Annotated in this window: 14 protein-coding genes; 5 read left to right on the top strand and 9 right to left on the bottom strand. The window is 36.9% G+C overall.

Annotation, left to right across the window (positions count from 1 at the left end; translation table 11 throughout):
* Positions 1-57 precede the first annotated feature (57 nt).
* The 9 genes from ilvA to BUA53_RS08745 form a co-directional block, all read right to left on the bottom strand.
* On the bottom strand, positions 58-1,314 hold the full coding sequence (gene ilvA / locus BUA53_RS08785; RefSeq protein ID WP_262494393.1) for a threonine ammonia-lyase: 1,257 nt from the start codon (positions 1,312-1,314) through the stop codon (positions 58-60).
* A complete protein-coding gene (ilvC, locus tag BUA53_RS08780; protein ID WP_072835001.1) occupies positions 1,307-2,437 on the bottom strand; it encodes a ketol-acid reductoisomerase in 1,131 nt (376 codons plus the stop codon). The genes ilvA and ilvC overlap by 8 nt, the downstream gene beginning before the upstream one ends.
* Positions 2,438-2,494: 57 nt before the next feature.
* The gene (ilvN, locus tag BUA53_RS08775; protein ID WP_072835000.1) at positions 2,495-3,085 is read right to left on the bottom strand and encodes an acetolactate synthase small subunit; all 591 of its coding nucleotides are present in this window, start codon (positions 3,083-3,085) and stop codon (positions 2,495-2,497) included.
* 6 nt (positions 3,086-3,091) lie between these two features.
* On the bottom strand, positions 3,092-4,831 hold the full coding sequence (gene ilvB, locus BUA53_RS08770; RefSeq protein ID WP_072834999.1) for a biosynthetic-type acetolactate synthase large subunit: 1,740 nt from the start codon (positions 4,829-4,831) through the stop codon (positions 3,092-3,094).
* On the bottom strand, positions 4,779-6,461 hold the full coding sequence (gene ilvD, locus BUA53_RS08765; protein WP_072834998.1) for a dihydroxy-acid dehydratase: 1,683 nt from the start codon (positions 6,459-6,461) through the stop codon (positions 4,779-4,781). Before ilvD ends, ilvB begins: the two co-directional genes overlap by 53 nt.
* Entirely contained in the window at positions 6,458-7,351 is an 894-nt protein-coding gene (locus BUA53_RS08760; RefSeq protein WP_072834997.1) for a branched-chain amino acid transaminase, read from the bottom strand. The genes ilvD and BUA53_RS08760 overlap by 4 nt, the downstream gene beginning before the upstream one ends.
* A gap of 465 nt (positions 7,352-7,816) precedes the next feature.
* Positions 7,817-9,112, bottom strand: a complete 1,296-nt coding sequence (locus BUA53_RS08755; RefSeq protein WP_072834996.1) for a GntT/GntP/DsdX family permease — start codon at positions 9,110-9,112, stop codon at positions 7,817-7,819.
* A 3-nt stretch (positions 9,113-9,115) separates the two neighbouring features.
* Positions 9,116-10,606, bottom strand: a complete 1,491-nt coding sequence (locus BUA53_RS08750; RefSeq protein ID WP_072834995.1) for a gluconokinase — start codon at positions 10,604-10,606, stop codon at positions 9,116-9,118.
* Between the two features lie 74 nt (positions 10,607-10,680).
* Positions 10,681-11,148: a hypothetical protein gene (locus BUA53_RS08745; protein ID WP_072834994.1), complete on the bottom strand. Its 468-nt coding sequence runs from the start codon at positions 11,146-11,148 to the stop codon at positions 10,681-10,683.
* Between the two features lie 152 nt (positions 11,149-11,300).
* On the opposite strand from BUA53_RS08745, the gene BUA53_RS08740 reads away from it, so the two are divergent.
* From BUA53_RS08740 to BUA53_RS08715, 5 genes are all read left to right on the top strand, one after another.
* Positions 11,301-11,768, top strand: coding sequence for a hypothetical protein (locus tag BUA53_RS08740; RefSeq protein WP_072834993.1), 468 nt, complete (start codon positions 11,301-11,303; stop codon positions 11,766-11,768).
* Between the two features lie 54 nt (positions 11,769-11,822).
* Positions 11,823-12,131, top strand: a complete 309-nt coding sequence (locus BUA53_RS08735; protein ID WP_072834992.1) for a hypothetical protein — start codon at positions 11,823-11,825, stop codon at positions 12,129-12,131.
* A gap of 353 nt (positions 12,132-12,484) precedes the next feature.
* Positions 12,485-13,513, top strand: a complete 1,029-nt coding sequence (locus BUA53_RS08730) for a ScyD/ScyE family protein (protein WP_175546043.1) — start codon at positions 12,485-12,487, stop codon at positions 13,511-13,513.
* Between the two features lie 171 nt (positions 13,514-13,684).
* Complete coding sequence (locus BUA53_RS08725; RefSeq protein WP_084079939.1) at positions 13,685-14,494, top strand: MBL fold metallo-hydrolase; 810 nt, start codon at positions 13,685-13,687, stop codon at positions 14,492-14,494.
* 818 nt (positions 14,495-15,312) lie between these two features.
* Positions 15,313-20,283 (top strand): PAS domain S-box protein, encoded by a 4,971-nt coding sequence (locus BUA53_RS08715; RefSeq protein WP_072834989.1) that lies wholly within the window; start codon positions 15,313-15,315, stop codon positions 20,281-20,283.
* Positions 20,284-20,316 lie beyond the last annotated feature (33 nt).

Genomic DNA, 20,316 nt, shown 5'->3' with positions numbered 1-20,316 from the left:
TAGTATTAATAAGACAATGCCCGGGTAATACCGGGCATTCTTATTATGATACTTCCATTAGACTATATATCCGAAAAGGTTGTCATCTTTATTCAGTTCTGTAAAGTTGATATGATATTTATTTAAATTTTTGAGCAGGCTTTCATAATCTTCTCTCGATTGTAATTCAATTCCAACTAAGGCTGGGCCAGTTTCTTTATTATGTTTTTGCATGTATTCAAACCTGGTAATATCATCATTTGGCCCTAATACAAAATTCACAAACTCTTTTAATGCACCTGGCCTTTGAGCAAACCTAATTAGAAAATAATGTTTAAGCCCTTCATATTGTAGCGATCGTTCCTTGATCTCCTGCATCCTGTCAATGTCATTATTACTGCCACTAATGATACAAACAACATTTTTCCCTTTTATCTCATTTGAAAAATCGTCCAGGGCAGCAATAGATAATGCACCTGCGGGTTCAACAACTATTGCATCTTCATTATACAATTTTAAAATTGTCGAACATACCTTTCCTTCAGCCACTGTGTGCATTTTATGCAAAACTTCTTTGCAAATTGAAAAGGTAATGTTACCCACTCTTTTGACAGCTGCACCATCTACAAAACGGTCAATATTATCCAGGGTAACTGGAAAACCATTGAGTAATGCTTGTTTCATTGAAGGAGCACCTTCAGGTTCTACCCCTATCAGTTTAGTTTGGGGAGAATACATTTTAAAATAGCTTCCAACGCCTGAACACAATCCGCCTCCTCCAACTGGTACAAACAAATAATCTATCTCTGACAACTCATCCAGGATCTCTACACCAACAGTTCCCTGGCCTTCAATGATCTTATAATCATCAAATGGAGGGATAAAAGTAGACCCTTCAGATACAGTGAATGCTTTAGCTGCAGTTGCACAATCGTCAAAGGTGTCACCCGTTAATTTGATATCTATAAAGTTTTCACCAAAAAACCTTGTCTGCTGCACTTTTTGCAATGGTGTAATGATAGGCATGAAAACTACACCTTTAACGCCCAGCTTTTTACAACTGTATGCGAACCCCTGGGCGTGGTTTCCAGCACTTGCACAAACAACACCTTTATTTAATTGCTCTTGGGGTAAACTACTCAACATATTGTAAGCTCCCCTGAGTTTATAAGACCTTACAATTTGAAGGTCTTCTCTTTTAAGATATATGTTTGCACCATACTTTTTTGAAAGACTTCTGCTGTAAGCCAATGGAGTCTTAACAACTACAGTACTTAATCTTTTGGAAGCTTCCCTGAAGTCAAGATTTACTTTTATTGTTGTTGTTTCAATCACGATATAAAGGGGAGGAGAATTTTACTTTTTGTAATTTCTTTTCAAAATTGTCACCAGCGCTTCCTGGAGCAACGGGCTCCTGGTTTTCAGGCCTTAAGCTTCTTACTGTTTTGCCTGCCTGCCAAATTTCGCTTTCACGCAACTCCTTCAATTCTTCTTCAAGCTTATCCCGATAATCAGGTTTACTATTACTTTCTATCGATTTGGCAGCTTCTTTTCCTGTGGCCACACTTTCATATAGCTCATTAAATACTGGCAACGTTGCGTCACGAAACCTTTTCCACCAATCCAGTGCACCCCTTTGTGCAGTAGTAGAACAATTAGCGTACATCCAATCCATGCCGTTCTCAGCCACTAAAGGCATTAAGGATTGCGTTAGTTCCTCTACCGTTTCATTAAATGCTTCAGAAGGCGTATGTCCTTTTGAACGTAAAACTTCATATTGAGCAGCAAAGATCCCTTGTATAGCTCCCATCAATGTTCCGCGTTCTCCAGTCAGGTCACTGTAAACTTCTTTTCGGAAATCGGTTTCAAACAAATAACCACTTCCAACAGCAATTCCTAATGCGATAACTCTTTCAAATGCACGCCCGGTCGCATCCTGGAATATTGCATAGCTGCTATTTAATCCTCTTCCTTGTAAAAACATCCTTCTTAAAGAGGTTCCTGATCCTTTTGGCGCTACTAAAAATACATCTACATCTGGGGGAGGAATAATACCTGTTTGGTCACTGTAAGTAATACCAAAGCCATGAGAGAAATACAATGCCTTACCGGGAGTTAAATGCTTTTTTACGGTGGGCCATAATTGAATTTGGGCAGCATCACTTAATAAATAGCAAATAATAGTTCCCTTTTGTAATGCTTCTTCTATATCAAACAAGGTTTCGCCAGGAACAAAGCCATCTTTTACTGCTTTATCCCAGGATTTTGAATTGCGCCGCTGTCCAACAATCACATTGATTCCATTATCTTTTTGATTTAATGCCTGGCCAGGACCCTGAACGCCATAGCCTATTACAGCAACAGTTTCATTGCTTAGTACCTGCCTTGCTTTTGATAAAGGAAATTCTTCCCTTGTTACAACATTTTCTTCGACACCCCCAAAATTTAATTTTGCCATTGTTATAGTTTTAAAGTGTTTATTAGTATATAAATTATAATTGATTCCAGGTTGATCCTAAATATCAAAAACTTCTTCCTGGTGTGCCAGGAATTCATTTTCAACCAGTTCAGGGCCTTCTGCCATTGATTCAAATTCTTTGAGTTTTTCATGAAAGCCTCTGCTTCCTTTTATTATGGCAACCCTGGCACTACGTACAAATTCAATTAATCCATAGGGTTCAAGCACCTTTACCAACCCATCTGTTTCCTCCCTGTGACCTGTTGTTTCAAAAACTGTATAATCTTTTCTGATTACTACTGCTTTAGCTCCATATTGCCTTAATAACCGCTCTACCTTTACTTTTTCTGTAATTTCACTTGTTGGCACCTTATATAATGCCAGTTCCTGCCATACAATTTCATCACTTGTATTATAATAGGCTTTTAAAACCTCAACTTGTTTTTCTATTTGTCGTACCAGTTTCCGTACAATATCTTCCATTTCATGGATAACGATGGTAAACCTGTGTATGCCTGGGACTTCAGAAGGAGATGTATTAAGGCTTTCTACATTGATCTTACGTCGCGAAAAAATTATGGCGATGCGATTCAATAAACCAATCTGGTTTTCAGTGTATACAGTTATAGTGTATTCTTCTTTTGCCATTGCAAGTTATTTTAAGCGTATATCAGAAACGCTGCTGCCAGCTTCTACCATTGGAAATACATTATTTTCTTTCCCCACCATTACTTCCAAAAGATAGCTTCCTTTATATTCAAGCATTTCCCTAAGCGAATTTTTTAATTCTTCTCTTTTAGATATGGATTTTCCCTGAATTCGGTAACCTTTAGCAACCTGGACAAAATCCGGACTTTCAATGTTTACAAAAGAGTATCTCTTGCTATGGAATAGTTCCTGCCATTGTCTTACCATACCTAGAAATTGATTATTTAAAATCAGAAGTTTCACATCTATGTTGCATTGCATGATAGTACCTAATTCCTGTATGGTCATTTGGAAACCACCATCTCCAATAATTGCAACTACAGTTCTTCCAGGGGCGCCTAATTTAGCTCCTATGGCAGCAGGTAAAGCAAAGCCCATTGTTCCCAATCCTCCTGAAGTGATATTGCTTTTACTCTCTTTAAATTTTGCGTAACGACAAGCCACCATTTGGTGTTGACCAACATCCGTTACTATCACAGCCTGGGCATTAGTCAATTCATTTAGAACATCAATAACTTCACCCATGGTCATTTGCTCTGTTTTAGGATGTAGTTCATCATAAATGCAGGCATCTATTTCATCTTGTTCCAATTCCTTAAACCGTTGCAGCCATTGCGGGTATACTTTATTTTCAGTTAATTCAGTAAGTAGTGGCAAGGTTTCCTTGCAATCTCCCCATACTGCAACTGTTGTTTTTACATTTTTATCAATCTCGGCGGGGTCAATATCTAAATGTATTATTTTGGCTTGCCTGGCATATTTATCTAATCTTCCTGTTACCCGGTCGTCAAATCTCATACCTACAGCAATCAAAACATCACACTCATTCGTCAGAACATTTGGTGCATAATTGCCATGCATACCTAACATACCAACACCTAAAGGGTGATCTGATGGCAAAGCACTCAAGCCCATTATGGTCCATGCTGCAGGTATACCTGTTTTTTCAATAAAAGCTTTGAATTCTTTTTCCGCTTTTCCCAATATTACTCCCTGTCCAAATATGACAAAAGGCTTTTTAGCAGAATTGATCAGGGAAGCAGCTTTTTCAATATACTCTTTTCTAACAACTGGTTTCGGTCTATAACTTCTTATAAAATTGCATTTTTGATATCCACCAAATTGAAACTTCTGCAATTGTGCATTCTTAGTAATGTCAATTAATACTGGACCTGGGCGGCCGCTGCCAGCTATAAAAAAAGCTTTGGCTAAAACTGCGGGAATTTCTGAGGCATCAGTTATCTGGTAATTCCATTTAGTTACCGGGGTAGTAATATTTATGATATCAGTTTCCTGGAATGCATCAGTACCAAGTAGGTGCGCAAAAACTTGTCCAGTTATACAAACAATTGGTGTGCTATCTATCTGGGCATCTGCCAGTCCGGTAACAAGGTTGGTAGCCCCCGGGCCGCTAGTGGCGAAAACAACACCTGTTTTTCCAGAAGTTCTGGCGTATCCCTGTGCAGCATGAATTGAACCTTGCTCATGCCTGACCAAAATATGTTTCAATTTATTATCAAAGTCAAACAAAGCATCGTAAATGGGCATAATTGCTCCACCGGGGTAACCAAAAATTGTGTCTACACCTTCCTCTATAAAGGCTTTAAGAACTGCTTCTGATCCACTGATTTCTTCAGTTTGCGTCAGTAACACATCCTTCTGCTGCTGTTGTAACGTGTTTTGCATATTTATAAAGAATTCCTTTTTGTGCTTTCAATGGAGGTTGTTTCCAATCCTCCTTTCTTTTAGCAATTTCATTTTCAGAAATGGCTAGTGTAATAGTATTGGAGGTAATATCTATGATTATCTTATCATCATCTTTTACCAGCGCAATTGTGCCACCATCATAGGCCTCCGGGGTAATGTGACCTACAACAAAACCATGGGTACCTCCGCTGAATCGGCCATCAGTAATTAATGCTACAGATTTACCTAATCCTGCTCCTATAATAGCTGACGTAGGTTTAAGCATTTCAGGCATTCCAGGGCCACCCTTTGGACCTACATAACGGATTACCACTACATCGCCCGCTTTTATCTTACCAGAATTGATCCCCTTTATCAACTCAAATTCTCCATCAAATACTCTTGCAGGACCTTCGAATCTTACACCTTCTTTTCCGCTTATTTTGGCCACACTTCCTCCTTCTGCTAGATTGCCGTATAATATTTGTAAATGGCCGGTAGCTTTAAGTGGATTACTTGTTGGGTAGATAATCTTCTGTTGATTAAAATCGAGGTTAGGAACCTCGGCTAGATTTTCTGAAACGGTCTTACCAGTTACTGTAAGACAATGGCCATGTAAGAAATTCTTTTCCAGGAGGTATTTCATTACAGATGGAATACCTCCATGCTGGTGAAGATCCTGCATCAGGTATTTACCACTTGGTTTAAAATCTGCTAATACTGGCACCTTGTTGCTTATTCTCTGAAAATCATCTTGGCTAATGTCAACATCTACGCTCTTAGCCATAGCAATCAGGTGCAATACAGCATTAGTAGATCCGCCCAATGCTATCACGATAGTTATAGCATTTTCAAATGCTTCGTAAGTCATGATATCCTTAGGCTTGATATCTTTTTCAAGGAGATGCCTTATAGCAATTCCAGCATTCATGCACTCTTTCTTTTTTTCCTCACTAATTGCCGGATTGGAGGAAGAGAAAGGAAGACTCATGCCTAATGCCTCAATAGCTGCCGCCATAGTATTGGCAGTATACATTCCCCCACATGCACCTGCACCTGGACAAGCAGCTTTAATAACGCATTTAAAATCATCTTCTGATATGGTACCGGCTATTTTCTGACCCAGCGCTTCAAAGGCAGAAACAATATTTAGATCTTGCCCATTATAATGTCCGGGTGCTATTGTTCCGCCATATACCATTATAGATGGCCTGTTAAGACGTCCCATAGCAATTATGCTTCCGGGCATATTCTTATCACATCCAGGAACAGCAATAACTGCATCATAATATTGAGCACCGCAAACAGTTTCAATAGAATCCGCAATAATATCCCTGCTTACTAATGAATAACGCATACCATCTGTACCATTACTCATCCCATCGCTGACACCAATCGTGTTAAATATCAAACCTACAAGATCATTATCCCACACGCTTTGCTTAATGGTCTTTGCCAGATCATTAAGGTGCATATTACAGGTGTTCCCATCATATCCCATGCTAACGATTCCAACCTGGGCTTTCTTAAGATCATCATCCGTCAACCCAATTCCATACAACATTGCCTGGGCTGCAGGTTGCGTTTCGTCTTGTGTCAATACCTTGCTATACTTGTTTATTTCTGTCATACTGAAACTACTTCCTGTTTAAATTTTTTAACTAATACCCGGTCTTTATATGCTTTTTGGATAAGAAACCCTAGACTGTCCTTCCAGTTTTTCTTAAAAGGAATGGAATCCAATGATTCAATACCAATAACTTCTGCAGCAGTCCCACAGAAAAAAGCACTATCTGCTCCTTTAAATTCTTCAGGGGAAATTTGTTTTTCTATAGCCTCAATGCCTAAATCATTACATATCTCTAATACAGTTGCGCGGGTAATTCCCGGAAGAATACTGCCTAATTGAGGAGTATATAAAATGTTATCCTGTTCTAAAAATATATTTGCGCCAGGCCCTTCAGCAACAAATCCTTCCATATCTAATAATAGAGCTTCATCAAAGCCATTGTCTTTTGCTTCCTGGGTAGCTAAAATAGAGTTTACATAATGCCCGCAAACCTTTGCTGCTACCATAAAACTGGCAGGGGTAATTCTCCTGAAAGGTGAAGTCTTTAACCGTAATAATGTTTCTCCCAGGTAGGCGCCCCATTCCCATGCAGCAATAAGTAAATGTGAACCCTTAGCTTTGGTTAGCGACATATTTGGAGTACAGCTAACCAAGGGCCGCAGGTAGGCATTTTCTAAGTTGTTTCGTTTTAAAACTTCGTAAGAAATAGCTACCAGTTCATCATTATTATATGGATATGGAATATTCATGACTTCGCATGAATATTTCATTCTTTCAAAATGCTCTTTAGCCTTGAATATTTGAACTCCACTTTCAGTGGCATATGACCTGATGCCTTCAAACACACCATAACCATAATGTAATGTTTGGTCATAAACATTTCCCCTGGCTTCAGAGGCTTTTATAAAGGACCCATTGTAATAAACTATAGTGTTCTCGTTGTAATACATAATTAGATTACGATTTTCTTCATAAAAAAACCCGCCTTTGAGGCGGGTTTTGTATTTTAATTTATTCAATTACAAATAAAATCCACCTCCAGTTAGGCCGCTAATAATAATTACCACTATAATTTTAATTACAGAGTAGAATATATTATTTGTGCCTTTTGTTATCATAATAGAAGTGTATTACGAATTTACACCTCCTTTTTTAAAGAACTATACCAAAAAGTCTGTTTTCTTATAAAACGCTTTGGCTTCTGTGTTATAGCGGTGCAAATCGTAGAATTGGAAAGTTAGAGCATGCATTTAAGGTTTTTAAGCCAAATTTTACCTGTTTTACACAATACAAATGATGGGAATATCTGTTGTAATCCTTTACTGTAGCGGATTTTAATTATAATTGATTACGGCAACCAAGGGATATGGTTACAATGGTTTTGGACTTAAGATGTATTCAGTATTCGGTTTGTTTTAAGCTATAAAAGCTTGAATACTTAAAATAAAAAGCAAGCCGAGCAACGAAATAATACTCTCCATGAGCGTCCATGTTCGAAAAGTGTCCTTTAGATTTAAACCGAAATATTCTTTGAACATCCAGAATCCTGTATCATTAACATGTGAACACATTAAACTCCCTGCACCTACAGATAATACCATAAGTTCTGCAGATATACCTCCTGTTATAAATGGTAGCACTATGCCCGATGCACTCAGGGCAGCTACGGTGGCCGAACCAAGCGTTATACGGAATAAGGCAGCTATTAACCACCCTAGAAACAATGGAGATAAATGCATAGAAGCAGTGCTATCTTTTAAGATCATCCCAATATTACTGTCGAGTAATATTTGTTTAAAGGCACCACCGGCAGCTATAATGAGAAGTATCATAGTAATAGCTTTTATACCTTCAATGCCTGTACTCATAAAGTGGTTAATGTTCCAATTTAATAAAGTAAAAGCTAAAGCCAGGGACAGTAGTAATGCTATAGTAGGTTCCTGTAGAAAATTAAGAATACTTAATGCAACAGCATTGCTGGTAAGGTAAACTCCCAAAGTACCACAGCTGATAAAAATAACTGGAGCCAATAGAATCAAAATACTTTTGGTCAAAGATGGCAGCTCGGTCGTTTCCTTTAAGGAAAAATTGATATTGGGTTGCACCCTGATTCTGTTAGCTTTAATAAGCCTTGGGAACAATATACCTGCAATTATCGCTGTTGGAACAGAAATAAGCATTCCGTATAATAAAGTTTTACCAATGTTAGCATGGAAGATAGTACCAAGTGTTACAGGTCCAGGATGGGGAGGTAAGAATCCATGCGTTATCGATAATGCTGCAGCCATGGGGATCCCCAACATAAGTAATGGGTAGTTCAGTGTGGAAGCTATGGCAAAAACCAGCGGTATTAGTATTACAAATCCTGCATTATAGAATAATGGTATTCCTGCAATAATCCCGGTAAGTAAAACTGCCCATGCAATATATTTCGTACCAAATATCTTAACCAGAGCTAGAACGAGTTTTTGCCCTGCACCACTTTCCTCGGCTAATTTTCCAAGCATGGCCCCAAGGGCCAGTATCATTACAGTACCTCCAAGGGTATTGCCAATTCCATTATTAATGGAAATTATAACCTTACTTAATGGCATTTTTAATAATAATCCAGTAATTATAGAAACCAGTAATAACGCTAACATTGGATTTACCTTCAGTATTATTAATGCTACTAAAATTATGATCCCTGCCAAGACTGTTATGATAACCATCTGTTAGTTTACTTTTTTATAAAGCAGGTGCATAGATTCCTGGACTCCTGGATATATTGTCTTATAAACCTGGAAGAATTTAAAGTACTCCTTAGTATTAGATTTATGAGGATTTATTAACCTGTTTTCGTGTGTTGTAAAATTCTCATTATTTATACTTAATAATCTATATGCTAAATAGGCAGCCCCAATTGCAGATGCATCTTCTCTTTCAACTATTACAATAGGCTTCCCGGTAACATCAGCAAGTAGTTGCACCCAGTCATTTGACTTTATAAAGCCTCCACTGGCATGAATTTCCTTTACCTCAGATGATGAAAGTTCAATTAATTCCAGAACATTTTTTAATGCATAACAAACACCTTCAATAATGGCCCTAATAAAGTGAGCTCTTGTGTGCTTACTTCGAATGCCTATAAATACACCGGATGCTTCTTCATCCCAAATCGGGGCACGCTCTGCAAAAATGTAGGGAAGAAAAATAAGTCCTTCACTACCTGCAGGAATTTTGTGTATCATGTCAAAAAGACTTGCATACTGGTCGGGTCCACTTACCTGATTATCAAGGAAATCCCGCATAAGCCACTCCATTATATTTCCACCATTATTGATTGGATAGCCACAAATAAAATATTCATTATCAAGTATATAATTAAAACTCATGGTGGCGGGATTGCGTATTGGCAAGCGCGAGGCAATGCGCACGGCCCCACTTGTACCTATAGTAATAGCTGCAACACCTTCCTTTAATGAGTTAGTACCAAGATTAGCAAGGCATCCATCACTGGCTCCAATGCAAACAGGGATTAAAGAAGTAAGTCCTGATAATTTACAGGCTTCAGTTGAAATACCTTTTCTGTAATGATCAGTGGGTACAGGAAAGGATAATTTATTGGAATTAATTTGAGCTATCGCCAGGGATTCGGAATTCCAGGATAGGGTTTCAATATTAAATAAACCTGTAGCGGAAGCAATGGAGTGATCAATAATAAACTCATTAAATAATTTATACCATATATATTCCTTAATAGAAATAAACTTATGAGCTTTTGTAAAAATATCTTTTTGATTTTCTCTCCACCAGATGATCTTGCAAAGTGGTGACATGGCATGTAGGGGAGTACCCGTAGCCATGTAAATAGATTGACCAGCCTTGTCCTTTCGCAATAGTTTTGCTATCTCCGTACTACGGCTATCTGACCAAATTACAAGGTTCGATATTGGTTCTCCTTTTTCATTTACAGCCATAATATTATGCATAGCACTGCTTAAAGAAACAGCCAATGGCATATCTTTCATTTGCACTATCATCTGCCTGATACATGAATAAAAAGCATTCAGTAAAACTTGTGGGTCTTGTTCTGCTTTTTGGCTATCCTCCTGTAAAATCGTATAAGATGCTTGAATGCTGCCAATGATTTCTCCCTGGAAATTAACAGCCACAGCTTTGGTGCTTCCTGTCCCTATATCCAATCCTATAATATAGCCTTGCATAGTAATCTTTAGTAAAGAAGTAGGAAAGTAAGTATTATAAACTATTAATTAGATTGGAATGCTCTCTATTCTGTTTATTGAAGCTTCCAGACTTTAATAATGGTATAGGTTTGGCCGTCTGGATTCATTACCTCGCTCTGTGTTTTCATGGTATCTGTAGTCATATAAAATATCTTTTCATATTCAAGCGAGGCCCCAACAGGTCCCCACACTAACATTGTTGTACCTCCCAGATACCATGTTCCTTCTTTAGAGGATGTGCAATCTAATTTGTAGGAGCCTGAATAATTAACTCTAAATTGATAAAGGTTATCTTTCTTACAATCATTCCAGGTATTGTAAATATCCTTTTCTGTAGATCCATTGCCATCCCAGTCATAAGATTTATCAGATGTTACTCCTATTATTTTCCAGGTTCCAATAATTTGAGAAACGGAATATCCCTGTGGCAAGGAATTTTTTTCTGTTTCAATTTTATAACATGAAATAAATGTGAAAATGGAAAAAAATAGTGCAGGCAGTATGGATGACCAAGGTTTCATAACACTGTTAAATTATAAATTAATTGTTGCATATTAAAATCCACCATTGAAACTGTTTGCAGTTTAATTTAATTTGCAAAAGAACACCCCTTTCAAACATAATGGGACAGTGTAAATTATTTTATAAAATTGAACTAAGTAAGGGAAGCTGAATGGCTGAGGAATTACAACATAATTTTCAATTTTACATTAAGGATGTTCGCTTTCATTATGGTGGCGTAAGTTTTAGGCACTTTGTTAGTTCATTGAATAAGCGATTGGACTTTACTATCATAAATTATTATATCAGGGAAGAGTTTGATGCTATTAAAGAATATTTTATACAGATCTTTAGTTCAAATAAGATAGATGTATTGGCTGTTATAACAGAACTTGATAATGGCAATTATATTATCCGTGCTCATTCCACTCAAATTGACAGTATTGATGAAAGAATGATGAAAGCAATAAAACTGGAATGGGCGCGAAAAATTTCTTCTAAAAAGATATTAATCCCATCAGGTTTTACTCCTTTAACAATGGATAACCTGTTTAATTCTTTAGAGAATCAGGACCTGGGGTTTTCTAATTTATATAATAATGAACAGGAATTATTTGATGATATAATAACAGTTTCCTAAAGCAGGCACTATAACCATCTCCGGTATCTTTCTGGCCAACACTTGCACCAATTAATGAGGTTACGCTTTATTTTAAAACCATTTTCATTTCTATTTTTATTAGAAGGCTCTACAGATTATTTACTGGTCTGGGAAACTCTGGATACTGAAGAAGCTACTTATATTTGGACAATAGAAAAAAACAGGCAATCCTTAAAATTGGCATTGGCTAATTTGCCGGATATACTTTCTTTAATAAAAGCTCAGGGTAAACAAGCTTATTTGAAATCTTCCGGTGATAATTTTATCAGGATAATACATCAATACACAAAGCCAATGAATGGTTTTGTTTTATGGAAAGATGAGCTTGAAAATCATCTATAGAAATTCGACCAATATGTTTTTCCTACTCGCATAAATTTATAGTAGCTTTAATAAGCATTCCAAATTATCCTCGATAACCACTAATATATTCATCCTCCCTTTTTCTATTCCCTTTGGAGATTATTTACAGCATCCGTTCACTTTCCAGTGCTCAGGATAACCTTGAATGCTGTGTAATCTATTCACTGTAGTGTATTTCATCAAAACTATAAGGAGGAATTATGTCAAAAAAATCAAAATGCTTAGGAGCTTTAGTTTTTGCTCTATTTGTCATTTCCTGTCAGAAGCAGGAATCGTCAAACTCCAGTACTACATCTAAAGAAAATGCAGTCTCTCTTAGGAAAAGTTCTTTAATGAAAAAACCCGCAACTGCAATGACTGCTACAATGCACATTTTTGCTACAGGGCTAAATAACCCCAGGGGTTTGGAATTTGGACCTGATGGTAATCTCTATGTGGCGGAAGGTGGCATAGGCGGTGTCAACTCAACTGTAGGCCAGTGCTTACAGGTTCCATTTCCTGTTGGCCCTTACCTGGGAAGCCCAACAGGTGCTGGTGTCTCTATGATCAGCCCTGCTGGAGTTCGTACTGTAGTAACCAATAGTTTGCCTACAAGTTCGGCTAATGAGATCATTGGTGGTGATGTTGAAGGGGTTGCAGACGTAGCATTTATTGGCAACACGTTATATGCTTTGATAGCAGGTGCCGGTTGTTCGCATGGAGTAACTTCTATGCCTAATGGCATTGTAAGAAGAAACAGCGATGGAACCTGGACAATGATAGCTGATATTAGTTCCTGGCTGATGGCTCACCCCGTTGCACACCCTGAGGAAGAAGATTTTGAACCGGATGGAACACCTTATAGCATGGAAGTTGTGAGGGGAGACTTTTATGTGGTAGAGCCAAATCATGGCGACTTTATAAAGGTTACCACAGATGGAACTATTACCAGGGTAGCTGATATTTCAGCTACTCAAGGCCATGTGGTTCCAACAGCATTAGCATACAAGGGGAATTTTTTCATTGGAAATCTTCATCCATTTCCCATTGTGGACGGTAGTTCCAACATTTACAAAGTTAACCCGGGTGGAGAAGTCAAGATTTGGGCTACCGGTCTTACTACTGTGCTGGGATTAGTAATTGATAAGAGAGACCGCATGTATGTTTTAGAAAATACAGTGGGTTCTCCATCAGGTTTTCCAACACCTGGATTAGGGCAGGTTATCAGAATTGATCCTTCGGGAAATAAAACAACTATTGCCACTGGTTTAAGTTTGCCAACTGGTATGACTATGGGGCCAGATGGAAATCTTTATGTCTCCAACTGGGGATTTAGCCCTGCTGCTATTGGAGGTGGACAAGTGGTTAAGATTGACCTATAATCTTAATAAAGATTCATTTTAAAGAGCTGGATAATGTAAAGTTTTCCAGCTCTTTACATATAGAGTCAATAAAAGTATAAATATGTACAAGTACTAAGTAAATTTCTTCAATTCATTACTTCCGTAATAATTATTAAAGTATAACAAGGGTATTTTCGTCTAAATTATTTTATGTCCTTGTCTAATTTTATCTGTTCTACCTGTGGCGTTCAATATGAAGCTTCGGAGGTTCCTCCGTTATTATGCCCCATATGTAATGATGACAGGCAATATATTGGATTCGGTGGTCAATCCTGGACCACCTTGCAAAACATTAACCGGCAGCATAAAAATATTATTGAAAAAATAGCTCCGGATGTGTATGCCATATATTCTACACCTGCATTTGGCATTAATCAAAGAGCACACCTTATCAGAACCCCGGGAGGCAATATCTTATGGGATTGTATTACTAACCTTGATCCCTCAACAATTGAAATCATTCATAGCTTAGGAGGTATAAAAGCAATTGCTATTTCCCACCCGCATTATTATTCATCAATTGTGGAATGGAGTCATGCATTTAAAGCCCGGGTTTTTATTCATGCCAATGATGAGAAATGGTTGGGCAGAAGAGATGAAACCATAGAATTATGGCAAGGAAACGAGAAATTGCTTTGGGATGAAATCAGACTAGTATGCTGCGGAGGGCATTTTCCCGGGGCTTCAATATTATACTTGCCCCGTGATAAAGGTTCTATCTTTTCAGGGGATACAATCCAGGTAGCTCCTAACCTGAAGACAGTATCTTTTATGTATAGTTACCCCAATATGATACCGCTTCCTGCAAAATCAATACTTCAAATCCAGGATAGTATTATTGATCTTGAATATGATGCTATTTATGGAGCCTTCGGTTTGTATATACGGCAGAATGCAAAACAAGCAGTAATTTATTCATTAGAGAGATATCTTCAAATATTAAAAGGAAGTAATTATTAATTACCTAATCATTGACTGATGTTTTAATAGCTTTGCTGAACATCCTAAGTTTATATAGTTGAAATATTATGTGTGCTATTAAAAAAGAAGTAAAGCCCAATTTCATACTGTCGATTTTACAAAATAAGTGCCCCAGGTGTAGAAGAGGTAAAATGTACCAAAGTAATAATCCATATCATCTGCGTTCCTTTATGAGAATGTTTGACAGGTGCCAGGTATGTGGCCAGCCTCTTGATATGGAGCCCGGATTTTATTATGGTACAAACATGGTTAGTTATTCCCTGGCTTTATTAATATCAGTGCTCAGCTTTATTCTTTGGTGGATTATTATAGGATTTTCTTTGCACGATAATCGTTTTTTCTGGTGGATAGGATTTAATGCCTTCTTACTACTAGCTATGCAGCCCCCCTTGATGAGGCTTTCCAGGACAATTTGGTTAGCATTTTTCGTTCCTTATAGTCCTAATTGGAATTTGGGGGATATAATTGAATCCGAAAGAATTAATAAAGAGCACATGAATAATTGGTAAGGCTCTTTGGAAATATTTAAAGTAAACTCTTTTCCTGTTTTTATACGCATCATTAAGGCAGATAGCAACATTGCATCTTCTGAACAGTTAGTTCTTAGGATATCCACAATCTATTTGTTAATAAAAATTATATTAGTGAAAATCTAATGTTGAAAACATTTTGTAACTTGTTGTTAACCATACTCCTTTACTTGTCAATCCGTATTATATACAAAACATAGATCCTGCCCTGTTGTTATTGAATTCTAAATAAGGCTTTTTATTTATCACCTTCAAAAAGAGACTGTCTTGCAGGTAAAACTTGATCAGGTAGAAGATAAACTTAAAACTGATGAGCCTTTCCAGCGCAGTGTAACTATTCTTTTACTCAATCAATTCTATATAGTTTCCGGCCAATGGTCCTGGAACCTGGTTACCGATAAGGTATTTACCAGTGATGTTATAATTAATGCACCAATACAATTTGAAGGAACAAAAAGTATCATTTTCCCGGATGATGTAACTGAACTACATAAAAAATTAAGCAATGGGCGCGTTATTGACCAGCTGTGTTTTCGGATCATAACTACTTTTGGTGAAGTAAAACAACTGGAAGGAAATCAGCTGAACGTTGATAATAATACTTTGACATTAGAAGATTTAAAAAACGAAACTGTTGAACAGTTTATATTACAAGCTCAGTTTTTAAAAGAAAAAGATAATCTCCAGCTGATTAGTGAGCTATATTCCAAATCTGAACGGTATACTGGAAGTGCTATATGGTATTTCAACCAATCAACAAATGCGACATGGTATTCCAACCAGGTCTTCCGCATTTTTGAATTACCACCTCAAAGTTTAAATGCTCATTTAAATACTTTTAACCATTTCATTGATTCTGAAGAAAGGGATATAGTAGTTGAATACATAAACAAAGCCTTTAAATTACAATGTCCATTGCATATAGAATTTTGCATTCAAACAACACAAGGGAAAAAACAAGTACTATACATATCCCATTGGACCCAATCACAAAAAGGACACAATATCCTATATGGTACTTTCCAGGATATAACTGATCTAAAGACAAGTGAAAAGGAGATAAAAGCTGTTGCTGATCTTGCTGGCATTTACAGGCAACAAATTGTTTTTGATGAGCTGAATGCTTCACTTGGCCATTGGCAGATCAATTTATTAACCAGGAAAGTGGTCATTTCAGATAATTTATATAGGTTGTTTGGAATAAAAGCGCCCTCTATTGGTGCAGGGTTAAACAGCTTTATAAATTTCATCCATCATGATGACCAGGAATTGGTTATCCAGGCCAATAAAAGACTTCTTACAGAACAGGTTCTGCCAAATATTGACTTCCGAATTACAAGACCAGATGGAAAAATTCGATATCTAACCCAAAAGGCAAAATTGTTGATCGATGGAGATGAGCAGATTATTGCTGCTACAGTTCAGGATGTGACTGTTCCCAGGATGCTGGAAAAAAAGGTGGCTGACATTACTTTCAGGATGGAGCTCCTTTCCAATTCACAAAAACTTGTAGAAGACGTAGCAGGTTTAGCGATGTGTGTTTTTGATCCGGAATCTGGAAATTATAATTGGAGTGAACAGTTTTATAACCTCCTGGGTATAAAACCTCATTCTATTGATTTGAAAAAAGAAATACTGATAAATCATATTCATCCCCAGGATCAGAAAATTTTCTTGTATGAATGGGACTCTGTTTTGCAGTTAAAGAATCACCGGTTTGTTGATTTCAGGTTGATCAAAAAGGGTGTCATTCATTATATGAAGGCTGATCTCCGCATTCAATACATCCAGGATAAGGTATTATTGTTTGCAATTGTTCAAGATGTATCTCATTATGAGCATTTAAGTTCCAGGCTTCAAAAGCAGGTTCAGATGGTTAATATTTTATCTGAAAATATTGTAGACCGGATAATAGTTACGGATCTGAACAATAATATTCTTATTTGGAACAAGCAATGTGAAGTGACATATAGGATTCTGAAAGATGAAGCCTTGGGTAAAAACTTCTTTGATGTTTTTCCCATGTTAAGAACAGAGAAGGAAGTGGCATTATTTGAGAAGGTATTGAATGGAGAAAAGCTGTCATTCTCAGCCAGCAAGTCTATAATGGGAAATGAATATTACGATCTTAATATGCTACCAATATGGGATGATGAAAGAAAAGAGGTTATTGGCATTATGCATATAGTGCATGATGTAACAAAGGAGGTGCTATTAAGACAAAGCTTAAATGAACGGTTAAATATTATCAGTAGTTTACTTGAGGCTTCAGTTGACAGGGTTATTAGCCTGGATAACAACATGAATTATGTTTATTGGAATAAAAAAGCAGAGCAATATTATGGTTTGAAAAGTGAAGATGTTATAGGGAAAAATATCCTGGAAACATTTCCATCCTTTGTTAATGATCCATCATATGAGCAATTTAGAGAAGCATTGAAAGGTAGAACAGTCCACATACCTGCAACATACGGACCCAAAAATGAATATTTTGAAACCTACCTTATACCTACGTATGATGATAGGGGAGAAGTATCAGGGATATTGTGGATCGTCCATGATTTAATAAAGGAATATGAACTTCAAAAGCGGTTAGTTAAAGAGAACGAAGTTCTTGATGCGCTCAATGAAAACTATGTCGAACTGGATGATGAGTACCGGGTAATATATGTCAACCACAATGCTGTTCACTTTTTTAATATAGAAAAGGAAGAAATATTAGGTAGATCTATACTTGAACTTTATCCAGATCTGGAATTTTCGCCTATTTACCTGGCAATGAAAAAGGCAATGGAAGAAGGTATTTCAACAATAGACGAATTTATTTCTCCCACAAAAAAAATTTGGCTGAATGTATCAATTGCTCCTACAATAGATGGAATAGTGGTTGTCTTTTATGAAATAGAAAATATTAAAAAGGCACAAAAGGCCATACAGGAAACAAACGATCTGCTTGCTTCTGTATTCAATACCTCTTCAAATGGTTTGATGTTAATGAAAGCATTGCGAAATGCAGAACATGATATTTATGATTTTGAGTTTGTGCTGGCAAACAATATGGCCTGTGCTCTATTAAAGACAGAATTGCAGGGGAAAAGATTCTGTGAAGCTGGTAATGGACAAGTAATGCCAGGTATGTTTGAAAAGCTTACAACTGTTATTATAACAGGCATTGATTTTACAGATGAATTTACTTTCCAATTCAATGGTGCAAAGTATTGGTATTGTATCAAAGCAATGAAACTGGGAGAAAGTGTTGTCGTAAGTCTGGAGGATGTTACAAACAGGAAAAACAACGAACAGGCCATACTCAAGCATATACAAATTCTTCAACAATCCGAACAGTTAGCCCATATGGGAAGTTGGGAATTTGAATGTGAGAGCAATTCATTCCATTGGTCTGAGGGAATGTATCAATTGTTTGAGATAGAACCTGGCATTGAAGTTAAGCCAGAGATATATCTTGATTATACCAGGTATAAGAATAGATCAAAGGCCGAACAATTAATCGAGCAAATACGCAATGGAAAAGAATCATTTGAAGAATTGATACAGATTATTGTAAATGACAAAATAAAAACATTAAAAATTAAAGGCTCGGGAATTAAGGACCACTCAGGTAATGTGTATAAAGTTCTTGGAGTGGGAATTGATATTTCAGCCCTTCAATTAGCAGAAGAAAAAATACTGGAAAGCCAGGAGATGTTATTTCAAACTACACTGGCTGTACCGGATGCTATTAATATTTATGAAGTGGCCACCAGGCAAACGGTTCATTTGAATAACTGCCTGGCTGAATGGACAGGTTTATCACCTGATGTCATGACTGAAATGGGTTATTCCGGGAGGTTACAGTTGGTGCATGTCGATGACCGTGAAAAACTTATCACTTTCAATAATGATATGCATCATGCTGAAAGCAATGAGATAAGGACCATTGAATACCGTCTGATTGCTTACACTGGTAAGATCATTTGGATAAGAGACCGTTCCAAAGTATTTAAAAGAGATCAGCATAAAGTTCCAACCCATATTTTAAGTATTCTACAGGATATTACCCATGAAGTTGAATTGCGCAATCAATTAATAGAAAGAACTCAATATGCTGAAGCCATAATAGACTCCAGTGTTGACCGTATCATGCTGTATGATCAGCAACTAAATATCATTGCCTGGAATAGCAGGTCAGCCGAATTAACCGGGGTTTCAAAAAAGCACGCAATAGGTAAGAACCTTTTTGAGCTTTTTCCAAAAATTGAAAAAGATGAACTACTCTATAAAGCCTTTAAGAAAGCCTTGCTCGGGCATTACATTCATTTGCCAAATACTAAAAGCACTTATACAGATAAATATTACGAACGTTTCTTTATACCCTTAAAGAATGAAAAAGGTGAAACCTATGCTGTTTTGAACCTGATGCATGACGTGTCTGATACTTTTCTGCAAAAAGAAAAGTTAAGCGAATTAAATATGATCCTGGAAAGGAAGAACAAAGAGCTGGAAGAGAAAAATGAAGAGATCACCTCATTTGCTTTTATTGCAAGCCATGATTTGAAGGAACCGTTAAGAAAACTATACACTTTCAGTGACTGGCTTTTGAACAGGGAATTGGAAAATCTTTCAGATACTGGTAAGTCTTATATAAAGAAAATGGCGAATTCAGTGCGCAGGATGGATATGTTGATTGAGGATATACTTGTTTTAACAAAGATCGAGGCTGATAAAAAGGTTCTTAAGCCAATTGATCTTAATGCAATTCTTGATAGAGTCACAAGTGACATGAAGGAATATATTTCAGAGCATAGTGTTGAAATTATTGCTGATTCATTGCCAATTATAAATGGAAACGATAATCAATTATTTTACCTGTTTAAAAACCTCTTGAGCAATGCTGTAAAGTTTAATAAAGCTGGAAGAAATATAATTGTTCAGATAGGGGCAAGGCCTGTTGAAGCAAAAAGGTTGGATCATGAGAAAAATATACCTGGAGTTGATTACCAATGTGTTTATTTTAAAGACAACGGTTTAGGTTTTGATCCCAAATATTCTAAAAAGGTATTCCAGGTATTTCAACGTTTGCACGACCCTCAACAGTATGAAGGAACCGGAATGGGATTGGCAATATGCAAAAAGATCATGGATAATCATAATGGGTTTATTACAGCCAATGGTCAACTCGGCGAAGGCGCAGAATTCTATTGTTATTTTCCATCGCTTAATACGTCTTTGCTGACCTAATACAAGATTACCGGCATTACATAACAAATGCAT

Origin of the sequence: Flavisolibacter ginsengisoli DSM 18119, assembly GCF_900129295.1 — a bacterium.
GTDB lineage: Bacteria > Bacteroidota > Bacteroidia > Chitinophagales > Chitinophagaceae > Flavisolibacter > Flavisolibacter ginsengisoli.
This window is presented reverse-complemented; position numbering and strand designations above follow the sequence as displayed.

Excerpts from the sequence above, each read along its gene's own strand:
- BUA53_RS08735 (WP_072834992.1), top strand. The coding sequence starts at position 11,823 with ATGAGGTTACGCTTTATTTTAAAACCATTTTCATTTCTATTTTTATTA.
- ilvD (WP_072834998.1), bottom strand. The coding sequence starts at position 6,461 with ATGACAGAAATAAACAAGTATAGCAAGGTATTGACACAAGACGAAACG.
- BUA53_RS08760 (WP_072834997.1), bottom strand. The coding sequence starts at position 7,351 with ATGTATTACAACGAGAACACTATAGTTTATTACAATGGGTCCTTTATA.
- BUA53_RS08755 (WP_072834996.1), bottom strand. The coding sequence starts at position 9,112 with ATGGTTATCATAACAGTCTTGGCAGGGATCATAATTTTAGTAGCATTA.
- ilvB (WP_072834999.1), bottom strand. The coding sequence starts at position 4,831 with ATGCAAAACACGTTACAACAGCAGCAGAAGGATGTGTTACTGACGCAA.
- BUA53_RS08750 (WP_072834995.1), bottom strand. The coding sequence starts at position 10,606 with ATGCAAGGCTATATTATAGGATTGGATATAGGGACAGGAAGCACCAAA.
- ilvN (WP_072835000.1), bottom strand. The coding sequence starts at position 3,085 with ATGGCAAAAGAAGAATACACTATAACTGTATACACTGAAAACCAGATT.
- ilvC (WP_072835001.1), bottom strand. The coding sequence starts at position 2,437 with ATGGCAAAATTAAATTTTGGGGGTGTCGAAGAAAATGTTGTAACAAGG.
- BUA53_RS08725 (WP_084079939.1), top strand. The coding sequence starts at position 13,685 with ATGTCCTTGTCTAATTTTATCTGTTCTACCTGTGGCGTTCAATATGAA.
- BUA53_RS08740 (WP_072834993.1), top strand. The coding sequence starts at position 11,301 with ATGGCTGAGGAATTACAACATAATTTTCAATTTTACATTAAGGATGTT.
- BUA53_RS08745 (WP_072834994.1), bottom strand. The coding sequence starts at position 11,148 with ATGAAACCTTGGTCATCCATACTGCCTGCACTATTTTTTTCCATTTTC.
- BUA53_RS08730 (WP_175546043.1), top strand. The coding sequence starts at position 12,485 with ATGAAAAAACCCGCAACTGCAATGACTGCTACAATGCACATTTTTGCT.